The 15968-nt window shown below is 70.2% G+C and carries 17 protein-coding genes; 7 read left to right on the forward strand and 10 right to left on the reverse strand.

What is annotated here, in order from left to right; genetic code table 11:
• Positions 1-52 precede the first annotated feature (52 nt).
• The 6 genes from BMZ47_RS19820 to BMZ47_RS19845 all read right to left on the reverse strand — a co-directional run bounded on the left by BMZ47_RS19820 (position 53) and on the right by BMZ47_RS19845 (position 5349).
• Complete coding sequence (locus tag BMZ47_RS19820) at positions 53-346, reverse strand: helix-turn-helix domain-containing protein (RefSeq protein WP_091863898.1); 294 nt, start codon at positions 344-346, stop codon at positions 53-55.
• Between the two features lie 2 nt (positions 347-348).
• A complete protein-coding gene (locus BMZ47_RS19825; protein WP_091863960.1) occupies positions 349-687 on the reverse strand; it encodes a type II toxin-antitoxin system RelE/ParE family toxin in 339 nt (112 codons plus the stop codon).
• Positions 688-816: 129 nt separating this feature from the next.
• Positions 817-1131: a plasmid stabilization protein gene (locus BMZ47_RS19830; protein WP_091863899.1), complete on the reverse strand. Its 315-nt coding sequence runs from the start codon at positions 1129-1131 to the stop codon at positions 817-819.
• A 17-nt stretch (positions 1132-1148) separates the two neighbouring features.
• Positions 1149-2765 carry a hybrid sensor histidine kinase/response regulator gene (locus tag BMZ47_RS19835; RefSeq protein WP_091863900.1) on the reverse strand — a complete coding sequence of 539 codons (1617 nt, stop codon included), beginning with the start codon at positions 2763-2765 and terminating at the stop codon, positions 1149-1151.
• A 143-nt stretch (positions 2766-2908) separates the two neighbouring features.
• Positions 2909-4882 (reverse strand): AI-2E family transporter, encoded by a 1974-nt coding sequence (locus tag BMZ47_RS19840; RefSeq protein WP_007565723.1) that lies wholly within the window; start codon positions 4880-4882, stop codon positions 2909-2911.
• Between the two features lie 86 nt (positions 4883-4968).
• Positions 4969-5349, reverse strand: coding sequence for a response regulator (locus BMZ47_RS19845; RefSeq protein WP_007565721.1), 381 nt, complete (start codon positions 5347-5349; stop codon positions 4969-4971).
• A 240-nt stretch (positions 5350-5589) separates the two neighbouring features.
• Here BMZ47_RS19845 and BMZ47_RS19850 point away from each other — a divergent pair, with 240 nt between their 5' ends.
• Entirely contained in the window at positions 5590-6240 is a 651-nt protein-coding gene (locus BMZ47_RS19850) for a glutathione S-transferase family protein (RefSeq protein ID WP_091863901.1), read from the forward strand.
• 3 nt (positions 6241-6243) lie between these two features.
• On the opposite strand, the gene BMZ47_RS19855 is transcribed toward BMZ47_RS19850, so the two are convergent.
• Both BMZ47_RS19855 and BMZ47_RS19860 read right to left on the reverse strand, forming a co-directional pair.
• A complete protein-coding gene (locus tag BMZ47_RS19855) occupies positions 6244-7161 on the reverse strand; it encodes a pyridoxamine 5'-phosphate oxidase family protein (protein WP_091863902.1) in 918 nt (305 codons plus the stop codon).
• 8 nt (positions 7162-7169) lie between these two features.
• On the reverse strand, positions 7170-7796 hold the full coding sequence (locus BMZ47_RS19860) for a glutathione S-transferase family protein (RefSeq protein WP_091863903.1): 627 nt from the start codon (positions 7794-7796) through the stop codon (positions 7170-7172).
• A gap of 97 nt (positions 7797-7893) precedes the next feature.
• Between BMZ47_RS19860 and BMZ47_RS19865 the strand changes: the two genes are divergently transcribed.
• The 3 genes from BMZ47_RS19865 (at position 7894) to BMZ47_RS19875 (ending at position 11198) form a co-directional block, all read left to right on the forward strand.
• Positions 7894-8793, forward strand: a complete 900-nt coding sequence (locus BMZ47_RS19865; protein WP_091863904.1) for a LysR substrate-binding domain-containing protein — start codon at positions 7894-7896, stop codon at positions 8791-8793.
• Positions 8794-8967: 174 nt separating this feature from the next.
• The gene (locus tag BMZ47_RS19870; RefSeq protein ID WP_007565711.1) at positions 8968-9879 is read left to right on the forward strand and encodes an amino acid ABC transporter substrate-binding protein; all 912 of its coding nucleotides are present in this window, start codon (positions 8968-8970) and stop codon (positions 9877-9879) included.
• Positions 9880-9953: 74 nt separating this feature from the next.
• A complete protein-coding gene (locus BMZ47_RS19875) occupies positions 9954-11198 on the forward strand; it encodes an MFS transporter (RefSeq protein ID WP_244536881.1) in 1245 nt (414 codons plus the stop codon).
• A gap of 9 nt (positions 11199-11207) precedes the next feature.
• Here the strand turns inward: BMZ47_RS19875 and BMZ47_RS19880 are convergent, their stop codons facing one another.
• Positions 11208-12449 carry an NAD(P)/FAD-dependent oxidoreductase gene (locus BMZ47_RS19880; protein ID WP_091863905.1) on the reverse strand — a complete coding sequence of 414 codons (1242 nt, stop codon included), beginning with the start codon at positions 12447-12449 and terminating at the stop codon, positions 11208-11210.
• Positions 12446-13387 carry a LysR family transcriptional regulator gene (locus BMZ47_RS19885; protein ID WP_007565705.1) on the reverse strand — a complete coding sequence of 314 codons (942 nt, stop codon included), beginning with the start codon at positions 13385-13387 and terminating at the stop codon, positions 12446-12448. Before BMZ47_RS19885 ends, BMZ47_RS19880 begins: the two co-directional genes overlap by 4 nt.
• Before the next feature lie 182 nt (positions 13388-13569).
• Between BMZ47_RS19885 and BMZ47_RS19890 the strand changes: the two genes are divergently transcribed.
• From BMZ47_RS19890 to BMZ47_RS19900, 3 genes are all read left to right on the forward strand, one after another.
• Positions 13570-14625 (forward strand): class 1 fructose-bisphosphatase, encoded by a 1056-nt coding sequence (locus BMZ47_RS19890; protein WP_091863906.1) that lies wholly within the window; start codon positions 13570-13572, stop codon positions 14623-14625.
• A gap of 22 nt (positions 14626-14647) precedes the next feature.
• Entirely contained in the window at positions 14648-15508 is an 861-nt protein-coding gene (locus BMZ47_RS19895) for a phosphoribulokinase (protein WP_091863907.1), read from the forward strand.
• Positions 15509-15715: 207 nt separating this feature from the next.
• The gene (locus BMZ47_RS19900) at positions 15716-15967 is read left to right on the forward strand and encodes an NUDIX domain-containing protein (RefSeq protein ID WP_091863908.1); all 252 of its coding nucleotides are present in this window, start codon (positions 15716-15718) and stop codon (positions 15965-15967) included.
• Position 15968: the final 1 nt, after the last annotated feature.

The raw sequence follows: 15968 nt of genomic DNA on the forward strand, positions 1-15968 counted from the left end.
GTTGAGATCCGGCGCGGGGGGGCTGTCTGTTTCCAGCCGCTTGCAGAAAGATTTAGACCGACGCCGGTTCGCGCAGCTCGATCACCAGCTTTCGTCCAACAGCCTCTGCCGCTTTTTGTATGGTATCAATCTGAACAGCCATATTGGTTGGATCGAGCAGCCGGTCGAGCTGGCTACGGCTGGTTTTCATCTTCTTCGCCATCTGCGTTTTGGACATGTTCTGCGCTTCCATGGCCTGCTCGATCTGCCATGCCAGAACACGCTTGGTTGCCGCCGCGTAGATGTCTTCCTTGATTCCCGTTTCGTTGAGGAAGCTCTCAAAAGAAGATCCGATGCGTTCGCTCATCGCTAAAGCTCTTTCTGGCGCTTGGTGGCGATACGGATGTCGGACAACGGGGTCTTCTGCGTCTTCTTCACGAACCCGTGCAGTAGGACCATCTGACCCTGATGCATGACGAAGATGACTCGCCCAATCTTCCCGCCGGTCAGATCGCTGCGGACCTCCCAAAGCCCATTGCCGAGCGATTTGCAGGTCGGCATTCCGACAGGCCAGCCGAACTCGACGATCGCGATGTCAGTACCGACAATCGTCCGGTCTTCAGCCGACAGGCCAAGGATCCAGTCTCGCACCGGTTCGGTGCCAATGGTCGTCCTGTAGAATGAAGCGGGAACTTTTTTCTGCGTCACCGACGGGCCGTACCGTACGCGGTACATAGTGCCGTATACGGTACAAATCCGTCAAGCAATTTCGTGCCTGGTTTGGCTGGTTCCAGACATTGAGAATGAGCCGCTGACCCTTCGGCTCACTTCAGCCCATCACGCGCTCGCCGCGGCATTCGCCTTGCGCGTCGCGGCGGCCTTCTTGGCCGAGGCCGAGCGCTGTTCCGGTGTCCGGCTGGCGGCAGCCTTGCCGCCGGTGGCGCCGCCCTTGTGGGCCGCCGGGTGTCCCGTATCCTTGCCGCGGCCCGAGCCGCCCGGCTTCTTGCCGCCGCCGTCGTCCTTGTTGACGGTGGCCCAGGCGCGGGATTCCGCCTCCTTCTCCGGCACGCCGCGCGCCTCGTAGGACTCGGCAATGTGCTCGGCCTTGCGCTTCTGCTTGTCGGTGTATTTCGCCTTGTCTCCCTGCGCCATCGCGCCTCTCCTCACGCTCAGCCTACGCCGGTCGGACCGTCGAGGATCGCCCGCACGCGGCGGACCAGTTCCGTGCGCCGGTAAGGCTTGTTGAGAAGGTCAAACTCCGAACCGCCGATATCGGTTCGCTCCAAACTCGCCTCCGCGTAGCCCGTGGCGAGCAGGACCTTGAGCTTGGGTTGGCGGCGGCGCGCTTCCCGGGCGAGCAGCACGCCGTTCATGCCGCCGGGCATGATCAGGTCGGTGAACAGCAGGTCGATGCGCTCGCTGGAATCGAGGATCTCCAGCGCCTCCCGGGCATTGCCGGCCATCAGGGTGGTGTAGCCGAAATCCCGCAGGATGGTGCGAGCGAGCTCGGCCACGTCCTCGCGGTCGTCGACGATCAGGATCGTCTCGGTGCCCTGGCGGTCCACCGCCCGGTGCGAGACCTTGGTCGGGGCGTGCGCGTCGCCGTCGGTGGCCGGGAAGGACAGGCGCACGGTCGTGCCGGTGCCGACCGCGGACTCGATCTGGGCGGCGCCCCCCGATTGCTTGGCGAAGCCGTAGACCATCGACAGGCCGAGGCCGGTGCCCTTGCCCTCCTCCTTGGTGGTGAAGAACGGGTCCATCACCCGGGCGAGCACGGCGGGCGGGATGCCGGTGCCGGTATCCTGGATGGCGATGCTGACGTAGCGGCCGGGGCGGAGCGGCCCGATCTCGCCGCTCGACACGACCTCGGTGTTCTTGGTGGTGATCCGGACGGTGCCGCCCTCCGGCATCGCGTCGCGGGCGTTGATCAGCACGTTGAGGATCGCGACCTCGGCCTGGGTCGGGTCGACGCGGCAGTTCCAGAGGTCCTGGGCGAGATCTAGCTCGATCGTCACCACTTCGCCCACCGAGCGGGCGACCATCTCGCGCATCCCCTCGATCAGCGTGTTCAGGTTGACCGCGCGCCCGTCCAGCCGCTGCTTGCGGGCGAAGGCCAGGAGCTGCTGCGTCAGCGTCGTCGCGCGCTCGGCCGCCTGGCGGATGTTGTCGGTGGCGCGCCCCAGCCGGGCGCGGTCGGCATCCGGCTTCTCCAGCCCGGACGCCAGGATGTCGACATAGCCGACGATCACCTGCAGCAGGTTGTTGAAATCGTGCGCGATGCCGCCGGTCAGCTGGCCCAGCGCCTCCATCTTCTGCGCCTGGCCCAGCGCCTCCTCGGCGTCGCGGCGGCGCGAGACGTCGAGCTGCGAGCCGAAGAAATACACCAGCTCGCCGGCCGAATTGTACACCGGCGAGACGAACAGGGCGTTCCAGAAGCTCGAGCCGTTCTTGCGGTAGTTCAGGATCTCGGTCGCGAATTCGCGCTTCTCGGCGATCGCCGTGCGGATCTGGTCGACGGTCTCGCGGTCGGTCTCGGGCCCCTGCAGGAACCGGCAATTGCGCCCGACGAGCTCCTCCGGCGTGTAGCCGGTCATCGCCAGGAACGCGCGGTTGGCGAAGATGATCGGGTTGTCCGGCTGGCGCGGATCGGTGACGATCATCGGCATCCGGGTGGTTTCCACCGCGGCGAAGAAGATGTCGCTGGTGCGGTCGGAGACGTCGCTGGCCGCGCCGTCCTGGACCACGGCGCTCGGTCCGATCGGGGGTTTTTCGGGAGAGTCGGACATGCCGCGCGGTCTTGATTCTTTCGGACTTGGACGGAGCGGATGTCGGTTAGCGACCGACATCCGGCAGCGACTCTAGGGGGCCCATCGACGTTGTCGACGGCGCCAATGTCGCGCTTGCGGCGCGAAGCGCAGTCGTGGGCCGGCTAGGCCGCCGCCGTCCGGGCCGGGCCGGGCAAGGCCTTCACGGGCGCCGCGGCGACCCGCGTTGGCGCCGGCTCGCGGCAGGCGGTGAGGACTGCCGAGAGCGCCTCGTTCAGCGAGGTGACCAGAAAATCCGCCGAGGTCGCCCGGCGGAGGCGGTCCAGGGTGGCCGGGTCGCGCTCGCGCCAGAAGCCCACCAGGATGCGCACGCCCGGCACCGCTGCGCGGGCCTGCCGCACGGTGAAGCGGATCTGCGACAGGCTGACCGGCTCCAGATAGGAGAAGCAGATCAGCGCGAGGCCCTCCGGCTTCTCCGGCCGCTCGCCGGCGCGGATCGCGGCCATCGACAGGGTCTGCGAGGCGAGCCCGTGCCGGGCCAGGATCTGGCTGAGCATCAGCGTCGCCGCCTCGTCGAACGGGCCACGGCTCGACACGCACAGGACCGGCGTCTCGCTGCGCCAGGCCGGCGCCAGATCCTCGCGGGCGAGCACGATGCCGGCCACCTGCCGGTCCGGACCGATGGCCGCCAGAGCCGCGGCGGTCTCGGTGTCGGGCGAGCGCGCCGATCCGCGCCAGGTCCGCCGCGCCACCGGCGCGGTCCCGAGCCGCGCCACCACGGTGCGGATCGCGGCGCCGACCTCGTCCTGGCGGGCGCGGTCCAGGGTGCCGCGCGAGAGGTCCTCCTGCGCGAGCAGCAGGCCGGCAAGCGCCACCTCATCGTAATAGGTGACGAGGGCGCGCTCCTTGAGGAACTGCCAGCCCTGGTCGATCGCCTCGGCCGGGTCGCCCGCGAGCATGCGCTGATAGAAGATCTCCGGCGGCGCCAGGGCCGGCCGGTCGCCGAGCAGCACGTCGAGATACCAGAGCCGCTCGACATGCCGGCCGAGCACGACCAGGCAGACGGTGAGCGGGGTGGCTAGCACTAGGCCGATCGGCCCCCACAGGAAGGTCCAGATCGTGGCCGCCAGGATCACGGCGATCGGCGACAGCCCGGTCGAGTGGCCGTAGAGCAGCGGCTCGATCACGTGGCCGGCGATCGGCTCGACCACCAGGAACAGGGCCGCGGTGGCGATCACCATGGTCCAGCCGGGATCGACCGCGGCGGCGAGGATCAGCGGCAGCAGGGCGCTGATCGCGGCGCCGATATAGGGGACGAAGCGTAGGATCGCGGCGAGCACGCCGAACAGCGTCGGGCTCGGCACGCCGATCAGCCAGAGGCCGACCCCGATCACCACCCCGAAGGCGATGTTGAGGGCGAGCTGGGCCAGGAAGAACCGGCTGAGCCGGCTGGTCGCGTCGTCGATCGCCGCCGTGACCCGGCGCAGGTCCCCTGAGCCGCCCGCCAGCCGGATCGCCCGGTTCCGCAAATCCTCGCGCTGGAGCAGGATGAAGATCGTGAAGATCAGGATCAGCCCGGTGGTGGCCAGCGGGTGCAGGATCGGGCCCGCGAAAGTCTGAAACGTCTCGACGACGCTCGCCCGGGCGGGGCTGATCTCGACGGTGAGCGGGTGCGTGCGGGTTCCCGGCTCGCCCTTGACCTCGATGGCCGGGGGCGGCTGCAGCGTGGCGCTCAGGTCCTGGACCATGTCCACCATCCGCGACAGCGTCCCGGCTCCCGCGGTGGCGCCTCGCAGGTCCTTGATCTTGGTGCGCATCACCTGGGTGTAGCGCGGCAGGTCGGAGGCGAGCTGCGACGCCTCGGTGGCGATGAGGCTGCCGATCCCGAACAGGGCGCCGAACACGATCACGACGACTAGCAGGACCGCCGCCGCCCGCGGCACGCGGATCCGCCGGAGCACCCGCACCGCCGGCACCAGGACGAAGCTCAGCAGGATCGCCAGCGTCACCGGCACCAGGATCTCGCGCCCGAGATACAGGGCCGCCATGATCGACACGACGAGGAGCGTCGAAGCCAGCGCGACGATGACCGGCAGGCCCTGCTTGAGGCGCTGGGCGGTGACGGGATCCTCGCTCACGGGTACGCTCCACTCTTGATCGAACTCTGGGACATGGCCGCCCGCGGAAGCGGTGCGGTTCGGGGAGCCTGCCGTGCCGGCCGAGCTCAGCCCGCTTGCGCGGTCTCGCCCAGGGCGGCGCTGATCTGGCTGAGCAGCTTGGAGAAATCGACCGGCTTGGGATGGTAGTCGTCGCAGCCCGCCTGGATCGCCTTGTCCCGGTCCCCGGACATGGCGTGGGCGGTGAGCGCGATGATCGGGATCGCCCGCGTGTCGGATCCGGATTTCAGCGCCCGCGCCGCCGACCAGCCGTCGAGGATCGGCAGGTTCATGTCGAGCAGGATCACGTCGGGCTGGCCCGACCGGGCCTGCTGGACGCCGGCCTCGCCGTCATGGGCCAGGATCACCTCGTAGCCACGGCGCTTGAGGCGTCGGGACAGGAAGTCCCAGATCTCTTCATGGTCCTCGACCAACAGTATCTTCGCCATCAGAACTCGAATCCCCGGGTCGCGCTGAGCCGGCCGGCAGCCCAACGCGCGGCAACGCACAAACGCCCAACGTCCCTGCCGCGATTCCGGTCCCTGCGGAAGAGAGGTCCCCGTACAGAACGGCATCGGCCACGCCGGGATGTTCTGCCGGGCCGGATCGGCGCGCTGCACGATTGACCCGCCTCGCCCGCGGGACGAAGCGTGTCGCGCCGCGAGTCAGAGAATTCTGGAGGATCATCCATGACGCTTACGCCGGAGATCGCGTTCTATCACGCGCCCAATACGCGCTCGACCGGTGTCCGCGTGCTGTTGGAGGAACTGGGCGCGCCGCATCGCCTGCACGTGCTCAACATGCGGGCGGGCGAGCATCTCGGAGACGCCTATCGCGCGATCAACCCGATGGCGAAGGTGCCGGCGATCCGCCACGGCGAGGCGCTGGTGACCGAGCAGGCGGCGGTCTACCTGTATCTGGCCGACCTGTTCCCCGAGGCCGGCCTCGCGCCCGCCCTCACCGATCCCGCCCGGGGGACGTATCTGCGCTGGATGGTGTTCTACGGCTCCTGCTTCGAGCCCGCCGTCATCGATCGCCATCTCAAGCGCGAGCCCGGGCCGCGGGCCATGTCGGCCTATGCCGATTACGACAGCGTCATCGCGCGCATCACCGAGGCGCTGAAGCCGGGCCCGTACCTGCTGGGCGAGCGCTTCAGCGCCGCCGACATCCTGTGGGGCAGCGCGCTCGGCTGGACGATGGGCTTCGGCCTGGTCGCGCCCGATCCGGTTCTGTCGGCCTATGTCGCCCGTGTCCGCGGCCGCCCGGCCTTCCAGACCGTCGCGGCCGCGGATGCGAAGCTCGCCCAGGAACACGAGGCTGCGGCTGCCGGCGCGGCCTGACGATCAGACCCGCTCGGCCTCGGCCCAGATGCCGGTGCGCGCGAGTTGCGGCGCCGGCTCGGGCGCGCTCCAGCGCAGGGGAACGGAAGCCCGGCGCCGCCAGCCCCCCGTCACCGTGATGGACCAGGAGCGCTGCGCGCCGAGGAGGCCCGTCGCGCCCGTCCAGTCGATCTCGGTGCGCCCCTGCAGGACCAGCAGGTCGCCCCTGGCGAAGTCGAGGAACAGAAGCGCCGCCCGCGGCTCGCCGATCAGGTTGCCCAGGGTGTTGAAGTAAAGGTTGCCGGAGAAATCCGGCACCGTCAGCACGTCGCCGCGGCGCCGGACGAAGCCCGGCCGCCCGCCCCGATGCGAGATGTCGGCGCCGCCTTCCCGAAAGCCGTCCCGCGACCGGGTCGCCACGAACAGCGTGTCGGCGGCATCGATCAGCGCTCCGGCCTCCGGATCCAGCGCCGACAGGATCTCGGTCGGGCCCGGCTCGCGCCGCACCGGCTCGACCGCGCGCCGCTGGATGTATTGCGGGCAATTGCCGAAGCTCTGGTCCACCGCCACGGTCAGGCCGCCCCGGTCGCGGCTCACGATGCGGCCGTTGGCGCGGTTGCGCCGCCGTGTCGCCAGGTCGATGCCGAGGATCCCGGCCTCGGCACCCGGCACGAGAAACTCGGCCGCCGGATCGGCGGGGTCGAGCATCGCCGTGATGGCGAGATGCGTCGCGTCCGGGCTGTGCACGAAGCCGGGCGGCCCCGTCAGGAAGGTCGCGACCGGCGCGCTGGCGGCGTCCGCGGTCCCGATCAGGAGATAGGGGAGCCCCGCGAAGAACAGGCGGTGCTGATCGGGCATGAACGGCCGGATCGCCGGGGTCCCGCCCAGGATGTGCCCGGCCTGGGCCTGGGCGATGAGTTCGTCTGCGTGGAAATTGGCCATGGCGCACCTCACGCCTGTTCGGGGATGGCAGAGGCCGGCATCGGGATGAAGCCCGGCAGGGCCTCCACCCGGGCGATCCAGGCCCGCACGGCCGGGTAGGGCGCGAGCGAGACGCCGCCCTCGGGGGCGTGGGCGACGTAGGAATAGCAGGCGATGTCGGCGAGCGTCGCCCGCTCGGCGGCGAGATACCGGCGCTCTGCCAGATGCCCATCCATGAAGGTGAGGATCCGGGCCGCGGTCGCGTGGACCGCCGCCCGGTCGGCGGTCGCGCCGAACACCACCATCAGCCGGGCCAGGGCGGGCCCGGTGCGGACCTCGCCGGAGGCGATCGAGAGCCAGCGCTGGACTTCCGCGGCGGCCAACGGATCGGCCGGCATCCAGCCGTTCTCCGGCGCGTAGCGCGCGGCCAGGTAGACCAGGATCGCGTTGCTGTCGGGGATCACCGCCGCGCCATCGGTCAGGACCGGGATCTGGCCCAGCGGGTTGAGGCGCCGGAATGCGGAATCCGCGCGCTGCTCCGCGCTGGCCACCTCGACGAAGCGATAGGGCAGCCCCAGCAGGGACAGGAACAGTTCCGCGCGGTGCGAATGGCCCGAGAGGCGCAGGCCGTAGAGGGTCAGGTCGGGGTCGGACATGGTCGGGGTCTCCAGTGAGGCCCGAATATGGCTCTTGCAAAGGGCGGCGATAATCCGGAACCTGTGGCAGTCAGAATTTCAGCTTCTGAAATGATCCATGGACCGGCTGGACGAGCTCGCCCTCTTCGTCGCGATCATCGATGCCGGCAGCCTCGCCGGGGCTGCGCGCCGGTCGCGCCGCTCGGCCGCCGCCGCGACCCGAGCCTTGGCGAGCCTGGAGACGCGGGCCGGGACTCGGCTGGTGGAGCGCACGACCCGGCGCCTCGCCCCGACCCCGGCGGGCCTCGAACTGGCCGAGCGGGCACGCAGCCTGCTCGCGGGCTACGAGGCGGCCGTCTCCGGGGTGGCGGGCGACGCGGTGCGCGGCCTGGTGCGGGTCACGGCCCCGGTCCTGTTCGGGCGCAAGCACGTCGCGCCGATCGTGTCGGGCTTCCTCGACGCCTACGCGGAGGTGCAGGTCGAGCTGGTGCTGGCCGACCGCAACCTCGACCTGGTGGAGGAGGGCATCGACGTCGCCCTGCGGATCGGGCAGCTGGCGGAATCCCGCCTCGTGGCGCGGCGGGTCGGGCAGGTGCGCGAGGTCGTGGTGGCGAGCCCGAGCTACCTCGCGGCGCGGGGCACGCCCCGGACGCCCGCCGACTTGAGCGACCACGACACGATCCTGGGCATGGTCCGGGCCAATCTGCGCGAATGGCGCTTCGGGACCAACCGCGTGCGCCTGGCACCACGGCTGATCGTCAACGAGATCGAGGCGGCGCTGATCGCGGCCCGAGCCGGCCGGGGCATCGCCCGGGTGCTTTCTTACCAGACCGCCGAGGACATCGCCGCCGGTCGCCTCGTGCGCCTGCTCGCGGCCCACGAACCGCCGCCGATGCCGGTCCAGCTCGTGACCCCGAGCCAGGGGCTCCGGCCCGCCCGGGTGAACGCCTTCCTCGATTACGCCACCGAGGCCCTGCGGACATTGCCGGTGCTGCACGCGGATGAATCCGGGCGATAACCGGCATCAAGCGGCCCGATGTGGTCGGAAACGGGTCTTCGGCCCACCGTTCGGCATTGTCGCGGCCGGACTCTTGCTGAGGGATAGGCGGGCGCCCGTTCCGGCACGCGGTCGGGCACCCCGCCGCCCAGCTCGGACGGCGCCCCGATGCACGATCCCGGAGCCCGCCAGCCCATGCGCCTGCTCACCCCGATCCTCGCCGTGCTGCTCGCGATCCTACCCCCGGCGGCGCAGGCCGACCCGCTGACCGGCACCCTCAAGAAGATCAAGGACAGCAACCGGCTCGTGCTCGGCGTGCGCGATAGCTCACCGCCGTTCAGCTACCTGGACCAGAACCAGAAGGTCGTCGGCTTCGCGGTCGATATCTGCCGGACGATCGCCGACGCCGTGAAGCGTGAATTGAAGATGCCGGGGCTCGAGGTCGCGATGGAGTTCGTGAATTCCTCGTCCCGCATCCCGCTGATGACCAACAACACCACCGATCTCGAATGCGGTACCACGACCAACAACGCGGAGCGGAAGAAGCAGGTCGCCTTCACCAACACCCATTTCCTCACGGCGACCCGGTTCGTGTCCCGGAAGGACCAGAAGTTCGCCAGCCTGGATGATCTGCGCGGCAAGGTGGTCTCGTCGGTGGCCGGCTCGACCAACATCCTGATGCTGATCAAGGCCAACAACGAGCGCAAGCTCGGCATCACGGTGATCGCCGCCAAGGATGTGCCGGAGGCCTTCCTGATGGTCGAGACCGGCCGGGCGGCGGCCTTCGTGATGGACGACGTGCAACTCAGCGTCGTGGCAGCCCAGTCGAAGGATCCGGCGGCCTACGTGATCAGCCAGGAGACCCTGTCCGATCCGGAGCCCTACGGGATCATGCTGCGCCGGGACGACCCGGCCTTCAAGGCGGTGGTCGATAAGGCCACCGCGGATCTCTACCGCAGCCCCGCGATCATGACGATCTACGAGACTTGGTTCCTCAAGCCGGTGCCGCCGCGGGGGCTGACCTACAACATCCCCCTGTCCTCGGCGCTCCGCTGGGCGTTCGAGCATCCGAGCGACAATTCGGACCCGGCCTTCTACGTGCACTGATCCCGGTGGGGTTCCGCTTCGGGCAAGGAGATGCGATGCCGCATCGAGTTCCGCCCGCCTTGCGAATCCGCCCCATGCTCGACCGCCAAGAGCCGGCCCTCACGCCGCCCGCGACCCGCGCGCCGGAGCCGGCCGCCGGCTCGATCCCGCGCCTGATCGTCGTGCTGGCCTGCGCCGGGTTCGGCAGCACCTTCGCGCTGCGCTCGGTCGAGCCCCTGGTCGGCGTGCTGGCCCGGGACCTCGGCAGCGACGCGCATACGGTGGCGCTGCTCTCCACCGCCTTCGCGCTGCCCTACGCCTTCATCCAGCCGGTGCTCGGCCCGGTGGGCGACGCGCTCGGCAAGGAGCGGGTGATGAGCGTCTGCCTGGCGGTGCTCGCGGGCGCCCTCGTCCTGTGCAGCCTGGCCCCCAATATCGGCGCCCTGTTCGGCCTGCGGATGCTGGCGGGGGCGGCGGCGGGCGGCTGCATCCCGCTGTCGCTGGCGCTGCTGGGCGACCGGGTGCCGATGGACCGGCGGCAGGTGGCGATCGGGCGCTTCCTGGTGGCGGCGATCCTCGGGCAGCTCACCGGCTCGACCTTCGCGGGGCTGATCGAGGTCGCGATCGGCTGGCGCGGCGTGTTCGCCGTGACCGCACTGGTCGCCGCCATCGCCTGCGCCGCGACGGTGTTCGGCTTCGACCGGACCGGCCGCGCCCCCGCCCGCCGCCCGGCCTTCGGGCAGGCGGTGCGGCGCTACCGCACCATCCTGGCCAATCCGCGCGCCCGGATCCTGTTCTCGGCGGTGTTCATCGAGGCGATCGCGATCTTCGGCGTGTTCCCGCATCTCGCCCCGCTGATCGAGGCCCGCGGCGAGGGCGGCCCGCGCGAGGCCGGCCTGGTGCTCGCGGGCTTCGCCATCGGCGGCCTGCTCTACTCGGCCCTGGTCGGGCTGCTGGTGCGGCTGCTCGGCATGCCCCGGATGCTGATCGGCGGCGGGCTGATCTGCGGCGCCGCGCTCACCGTGGTCGGGCTGGCCGGAAGCTGGCAGGTCGATTGCGCGGCGCTCACCGCCATGGGGCTCGGCTTCTACATGCTGCACAACACCTTCCAGACCCAGGTGACCGAGGTCGCGCCGACCGCCCGCGCCTCCGCGGTGGCGCTGCACGCCTTCTCGTTCTTCTGCGGTCAGGCGCTCGGGGTCGCGGTCCTGGGCCAGGCGCTGCTGCAGCTCGGGCAGTTCGGGGCGCTCGCCGCCTGCGCGGTCACGATCCTGGCCCTCGGGATCGCCACCGCGGCGGCTCTCCAGCGGCCGGGCCCGAAGATCGCCTTCTCGGATTGACCGGGCCGCTCAGGGCCGCGCCATCGCCAGCGCCTTGAGGTCGAAGCCGGGATCGGCCGCCTGCTCCGGGGTGAGCCGCGTGCCCGCCGCCAGCAGGCGCCGGGCGATCATGTGGTCGGCGGCCCGGTCGACCGATTCCACGGCGCTCAAGGCTCCGTCCCGGAAGCGGAACACCGAGAATGCCGGGCTTAAGCCCCGGACCACGCTGGCATCGCCGGGCCCGGACAGGCCGGCGATCTGCAGCTTGTGCGGGCCCTGGTCGCTCCAGAACCACGGCAGCGCCCCGTAGGCCGCCGGCTTGCCGTTGAGCCGCGCGGCGAGGCAGCGGCCCTGATCGATGGCGTTCTGCACCGACTCGATCCGCACGGTGCCGTCGGGGCTGAGCCCGTGGGCGAACGGGCTCGGGAAGCGGACGCAATCGCCGATCGCCGAGATCGCCGGATCGGGCGTCGCCAGGAACGCGTCGACCCGCACCCCGTCCTCCGCCGGAAGACCGGCCTCCGCGGCGAGCTCCCGGTTCGGCAGCACGCCGATGCCGATCAGGATGAAGTCGGCGGGCAGCTCCCTTCCATCGGCCAGGGTGATGCCGGTGGCGCGGCCGTCCCGTCCGGTGACCGCGGTCACGCCGGCCCCGAACGCGAAGCGCACGCCCATCGCCTCATGGGCGCTGCGGAAGAACTGCGCGATCTCCGGCGAGACCGCCCGGGCCATCGGCCGGTCGGCCGCCTCCACGACGGTCACCGACAGGCCCCGGGCGGCGGCCACGGCGGCGAATTCCAGCCCGATGAAGCCGGCGCCGATCACCACGATCGCCCTGGCCTCGCCGAGCGCCGTCCGGAGCGCGTCGGCGTCTGCGAGGCCGCGCAATTGGCGCACGTTCGGGAAATCGGCCCCCGGCACCGGCAGCGGCCGGTTGCGGGCGCCGGTGGCCAGAACCAGGTGGTCGTAGGCGAGGCTCTGGCCGTCCGAGAGATGCAGGCTCCGCCCGGCCCGGTCGATCGCGACGGCCCGGATCCCCGGCCGGTGGGCGATGGCGTGCTCGGCGAAGAAGCCGGGCTGGCGCAGGAACAGGCCCTCGGCGTCGGTCTTGCCGGCGAGATAGGCCTTGGACAGGGGCGGTCGCTGGTAGGGCAGGGCGGTCTCGTCGCCGACCAGGGTGATCGGGTCCCGGAAGCCACCCTCGCGCAGGGAGGCGGCCAGCTGGAAGCCCGCCTGGCCGGCGCCGGCCACGACGATGCCGGCCGCGCTCATGCCTTGGCTCCGGCGGCGTCCGGCAGCGCCACGCCCGGCAGCATGCGGGCACCGTCGCTCATCAGGTAGGACCAGACCGCGGAGGCCGCCGGCCCCAGCACCTTGTCGGCCCGGCGCACCGCGTACCAGTCGCGCCGGATCGGCAGGCCCTTGACGTCGAGGAGGGCGAGGCGGCCGCTCTCGACCTCGGCCGCCACGGAATGCACCGACAGAAGCGCGATCCCGAGCCCGGCCATCACCGATTGCTTGATCGTCTCGTTGGAGCCGGTATCGATGTCGAGGAGCGCGCGCTTGACCAGGATGCCGCTCATGAACTCCTCGAAGACCGTGCGCGTGCCGGAGCCCTCTTCGCGGAAGAAGAACGGCTGGTCGGCCAGGTCTTCGCGGGACAGGCCGGTCCGGCCGGCGAGCGGGTGGCTGGGAGCGGCCACCAGCACCAGCGGGTGCGGGCCGAAGGTCGCGGCCTCGATCGGGAAGTCCCGGGGCGGGCGGCCCATCACGGCGAAGTCGATCTCGTAGCCGCGCAGGGCCTCGACGGTCTGGCCGCGGTTGCGCACCGACAGGCTGATCTCGACGCCCGGATGCTTCTTGACGAAGCCGGCGATCACCTGGGGCGCGAAGTACTTGGCCGTCGAGACGACGCCGAGCGCGACGCGCCCGCCTTCCGCGCCGCGCAGGGTCCGCAGCCGGTCGGTGCAGGTCTCCAGCACGGTGTTGATGCTGTCGATCGCCCAGAGCATCTCGCGGCCGGCATCGGTGGGCTTGAGGCCGCCCGGCGTCCGGTCGAACAGCAGCAGGCCGGCCTCCTCCTCGAGCTGCCGGATGCGCGCGTAGAGCGCGGCCGAGGTGACGTTCAGCTCCTGGGCCGCCCGGGTCATGGTACCCAGGCGGGCCACCGCCGCCACCGCCTGGAGCTGCTTGAGGGAGAGATTGCGCATGGCGGAGGTCTCGTTTTTTTTGTCCTATGACACAAGATCCCCCAGAAATCTTGAGCGTGGCGTCTCCGGTTCTTGTCGATCGGGGCGCGCCGCCCGCTATCATGGTGATAGAGGGGTCGCTACAGACCCGGCGCGGAACGCGCGATCCCGGCAGGCGGGATCCCAGCAGGAGAGATAGGCCGATGGCAATTTCAGCAGCGATCGGGACACCTCTCGAGACCTGCCTGGCGCAGGCGGTCGAGACCAACCCGGCGTTGAAGGATGCCGCCGCGGTGATCCGTGCGATCGCGGGCTCGGCGGTGGAGATCAGCGCCCTGATCGGGCGCGGTGCGCTCGGCGGCGACCTCGCGGCGGCGGGCGATCACAACAGCGACGGCGACGTGCAGAAGGCGCTCGACGTGATCGCGCACGAGAGCGTGACCGCCGCCCTGCAGGGCGCCCCCGTGGCCGAGGTCGCCTCCGAGGAGGCCGAGGAGGTGATGCGGCTTAACCCGGACGCGCCGCTGGCGGTGGCCATCGACCCGCTCGACGGCTCGTCCAACATCGGCGTCAACATGGCGGTGGGGATGATCTTCGGCATCCGCCCGTCGATCAAGGATCCGGCCAACCCGCTCGCCTCGTTCGCGACCCCCGGCACCGCCCAGATCGCCGCCGGCTTCGTGACCTACGGCCCGGCCACCGCGCTGATCCTGACCCTGGGCGACGGCACGCAATCCTACGTCCTCGACCGCGCCGAGGGCGTGTTCCGCCTGACCAGCCCGGCCATGTCGGTCCCGGCCTCGGCCAAGGAATACGCGATCAACGCCTCCAACGCCCGGCACTGGGACGCCCCGGTGAAGGCCTATATCGAGGATTGCCAGCGCGGCACCGAGGGGCCGCGCGACAAGGATTATAACATGCGCTGGCTCGCCTCGCTGGTGGCCGACATCCAGCGCGTGCTGACCCGGGGCGGCGTGTTCCTGTATCCGGGCGACGCCCGCAAGAACTACGCCCGCGGCCGCCTGCGGCTGCTCTACGAGGTCGCCCCGGTGGCGATGCTGGTCGAGCAGGCCGGCGGGGCCGCGACGGACGGCCAGACCCGCATCCTCGACCTGGTGGCCACCGGGATCCACGAGCGCGCGCCCCTGGTCTGCGGCTCCACCGAGGAGGTCGATTGCGTGGCCACCTACTATGCCGGCGGCAAGCCCGATGCCGGCCGCTCGCCGCTGTTCGGCCAGCGCGGGCTGATGCGGTCGTAGACGCAACGCAAAGTCCAGAACCATGTCGGCGCGGCACCCCATCATCTCGGTGACCGGCTCCTCCGGGGCCGGCACCACCTCGGTGCGCAACACCTTCGAGCAGATCTTCCGCCGGGAGGACGTGCGCGCGGTGTTCATCGAGGGCGACGGCTTCCACGCCTTCGACCGGGACACGATGCGGGCCATGATGGCGCGCGAGCCGACGCTGTCGCATTTCGCGCCCCGGGCGAACCTGCTGCCCGAGCTGGAGGCGGTGTTCCGCAGCTACGCCGAGAGCGGCACCGGTCGGACCCGCCACTACGCCCACGACCAGCACGACGCCCGGGCCTACGGCATCCCGGAGGGCAGCTTCTCCCCCTGGGAGGAGTTCCCGCCGGATTCCGACCTGCTGTTCTACGAGGGTCTGCACGGCTGCGTGGCCGACCCGGATGTCGACATCGCCCGCTACGCCGACCTGAAGATCGGCGTCGTGCCGGTGATCAACCTCGAATGGATCCAGAAGCTGCACCGGGACCGCTCGTTCCGGGGCTATTCCACGGATGCGGTGACCGACGTGATCCTGCGCCGGATGCCCGATTACGTGCAGACCATCTGCCCGCAATTCTCGTTTACGGACATCAACTTCCAGCGGGTTCCCACCGTCGACACCTCGAACCCGTTCATCGCCCGCTGGATCCCCACCGCCGACGAATCGATGGTGGTGATCCGGTTCAAGGATCCGAAGGGGATCGACTTCTCCTATCTCGTGTCGATGATCCACGACAGCTTCATGAGCCGGGCCAATTCCATCGTGATCCCGGGCGGCAAGCTCGATCTGGCCATGCAGCTGATCCTGACGCCGATGATCATGCAACTCGTGGAACGCCGCCGCCGTCTGGCGTGATTTTCTGGGATGGGGCCTCCCTGATTGCAGGGAGGGGGGCTCGCCTCCGTCGTTTCGGAATGACGCAGCCATGCAACTTGCACTTGGTCCTGCACTGATCTCTCAGCCAATCATTCCCCGCCGTCATTGCGAGCGCAGCGAAGCAACCCAGGGCAGCGTGCGCTCCCAAGACGTGGCGGATCACTGGGTTGCTTCGCTGCGCTCGCAATGACGATCCTGGCTACCGACAGAGCCGAGCCGGAGGCCGGGCATTGGGGGCTGGCGGGCGGGAAGGTCGACCTGTTCGAGCCTGTGGCCGACGCGGTGAAGCGCGAGGTCGCCGAGGAACTCGGCATCGGGATCGAGCCGGACAAGCACGACGGCCTGGACTGGTTCGCCCTGGAGGCGCCGCCCGAGCCCCTGACGCTGGCAGCGAAGACCGCCATCGCGCTCATCCGGCAGGGCCAAACGCGGGGGTAGG

This window comes from Methylobacterium brachiatum (genome assembly GCF_900113845.1).
GTDB classification, from domain to species: domain Bacteria; phylum Pseudomonadota; class Alphaproteobacteria; order Rhizobiales; family Beijerinckiaceae; genus Methylobacterium; species Methylobacterium brachiatum.

Excerpts from the sequence above, each read along its gene's own strand:
- BMZ47_RS19870 (WP_007565711.1), top strand. The coding sequence starts at position 8,968 with ATGCGCCTGCTCACCCCGATCCTCGCCGTGCTGCTCGCGATCCTACCC.
- BMZ47_RS19850 (WP_091863901.1), top strand. The coding sequence starts at position 5,590 with ATGACGCTTACGCCGGAGATCGCGTTCTATCACGCGCCCAATACGCGC.
- BMZ47_RS19895 (WP_091863907.1), top strand. The coding sequence starts at position 14,648 with ATGTCGGCGCGGCACCCCATCATCTCGGTGACCGGCTCCTCCGGGGCC.
- BMZ47_RS19820 (WP_091863898.1), bottom strand. The coding sequence starts at position 346 with ATGAGCGAACGCATCGGATCTTCTTTTGAGAGCTTCCTCAACGAAACG.
- BMZ47_RS19885 (WP_007565705.1), bottom strand. The coding sequence starts at position 13,387 with ATGCGCAATCTCTCCCTCAAGCAGCTCCAGGCGGTGGCGGCGGTGGCC.
- BMZ47_RS19835 (WP_091863900.1), bottom strand. The coding sequence starts at position 2,765 with ATGTCCGACTCTCCCGAAAAACCCCCGATCGGACCGAGCGCCGTGGTC.
- BMZ47_RS19865 (WP_091863904.1), top strand. The coding sequence starts at position 7,894 with ATGGACCGGCTGGACGAGCTCGCCCTCTTCGTCGCGATCATCGATGCC.
- BMZ47_RS19875 (WP_244536881.1), top strand. The coding sequence starts at position 9,954 with ATGCTCGACCGCCAAGAGCCGGCCCTCACGCCGCCCGCGACCCGCGCG.
- BMZ47_RS19900 (WP_091863908.1), top strand. The coding sequence starts at position 15,716 with ATGACGATCCTGGCTACCGACAGAGCCGAGCCGGAGGCCGGGCATTGG.
- BMZ47_RS19860 (WP_091863903.1), bottom strand. The coding sequence starts at position 7,796 with ATGTCCGACCCCGACCTGACCCTCTACGGCCTGCGCCTCTCGGGCCAT.
- BMZ47_RS19830 (WP_091863899.1), bottom strand. The coding sequence starts at position 1,131 with ATGGCGCAGGGAGACAAGGCGAAATACACCGACAAGCAGAAGCGCAAG.
- BMZ47_RS19845 (WP_007565721.1), bottom strand. The coding sequence starts at position 5,349 with ATGGCGAAGATACTGTTGGTCGAGGACCATGAAGAGATCTGGGACTTC.
- BMZ47_RS19880 (WP_091863905.1), bottom strand. The coding sequence starts at position 12,449 with ATGAGCGCGGCCGGCATCGTCGTGGCCGGCGCCGGCCAGGCGGGCTTC.
- BMZ47_RS19890 (WP_091863906.1), top strand. The coding sequence starts at position 13,570 with ATGGCAATTTCAGCAGCGATCGGGACACCTCTCGAGACCTGCCTGGCG.
- BMZ47_RS19855 (WP_091863902.1), bottom strand. The coding sequence starts at position 7,161 with ATGGCCAATTTCCACGCAGACGAACTCATCGCCCAGGCCCAGGCCGGG.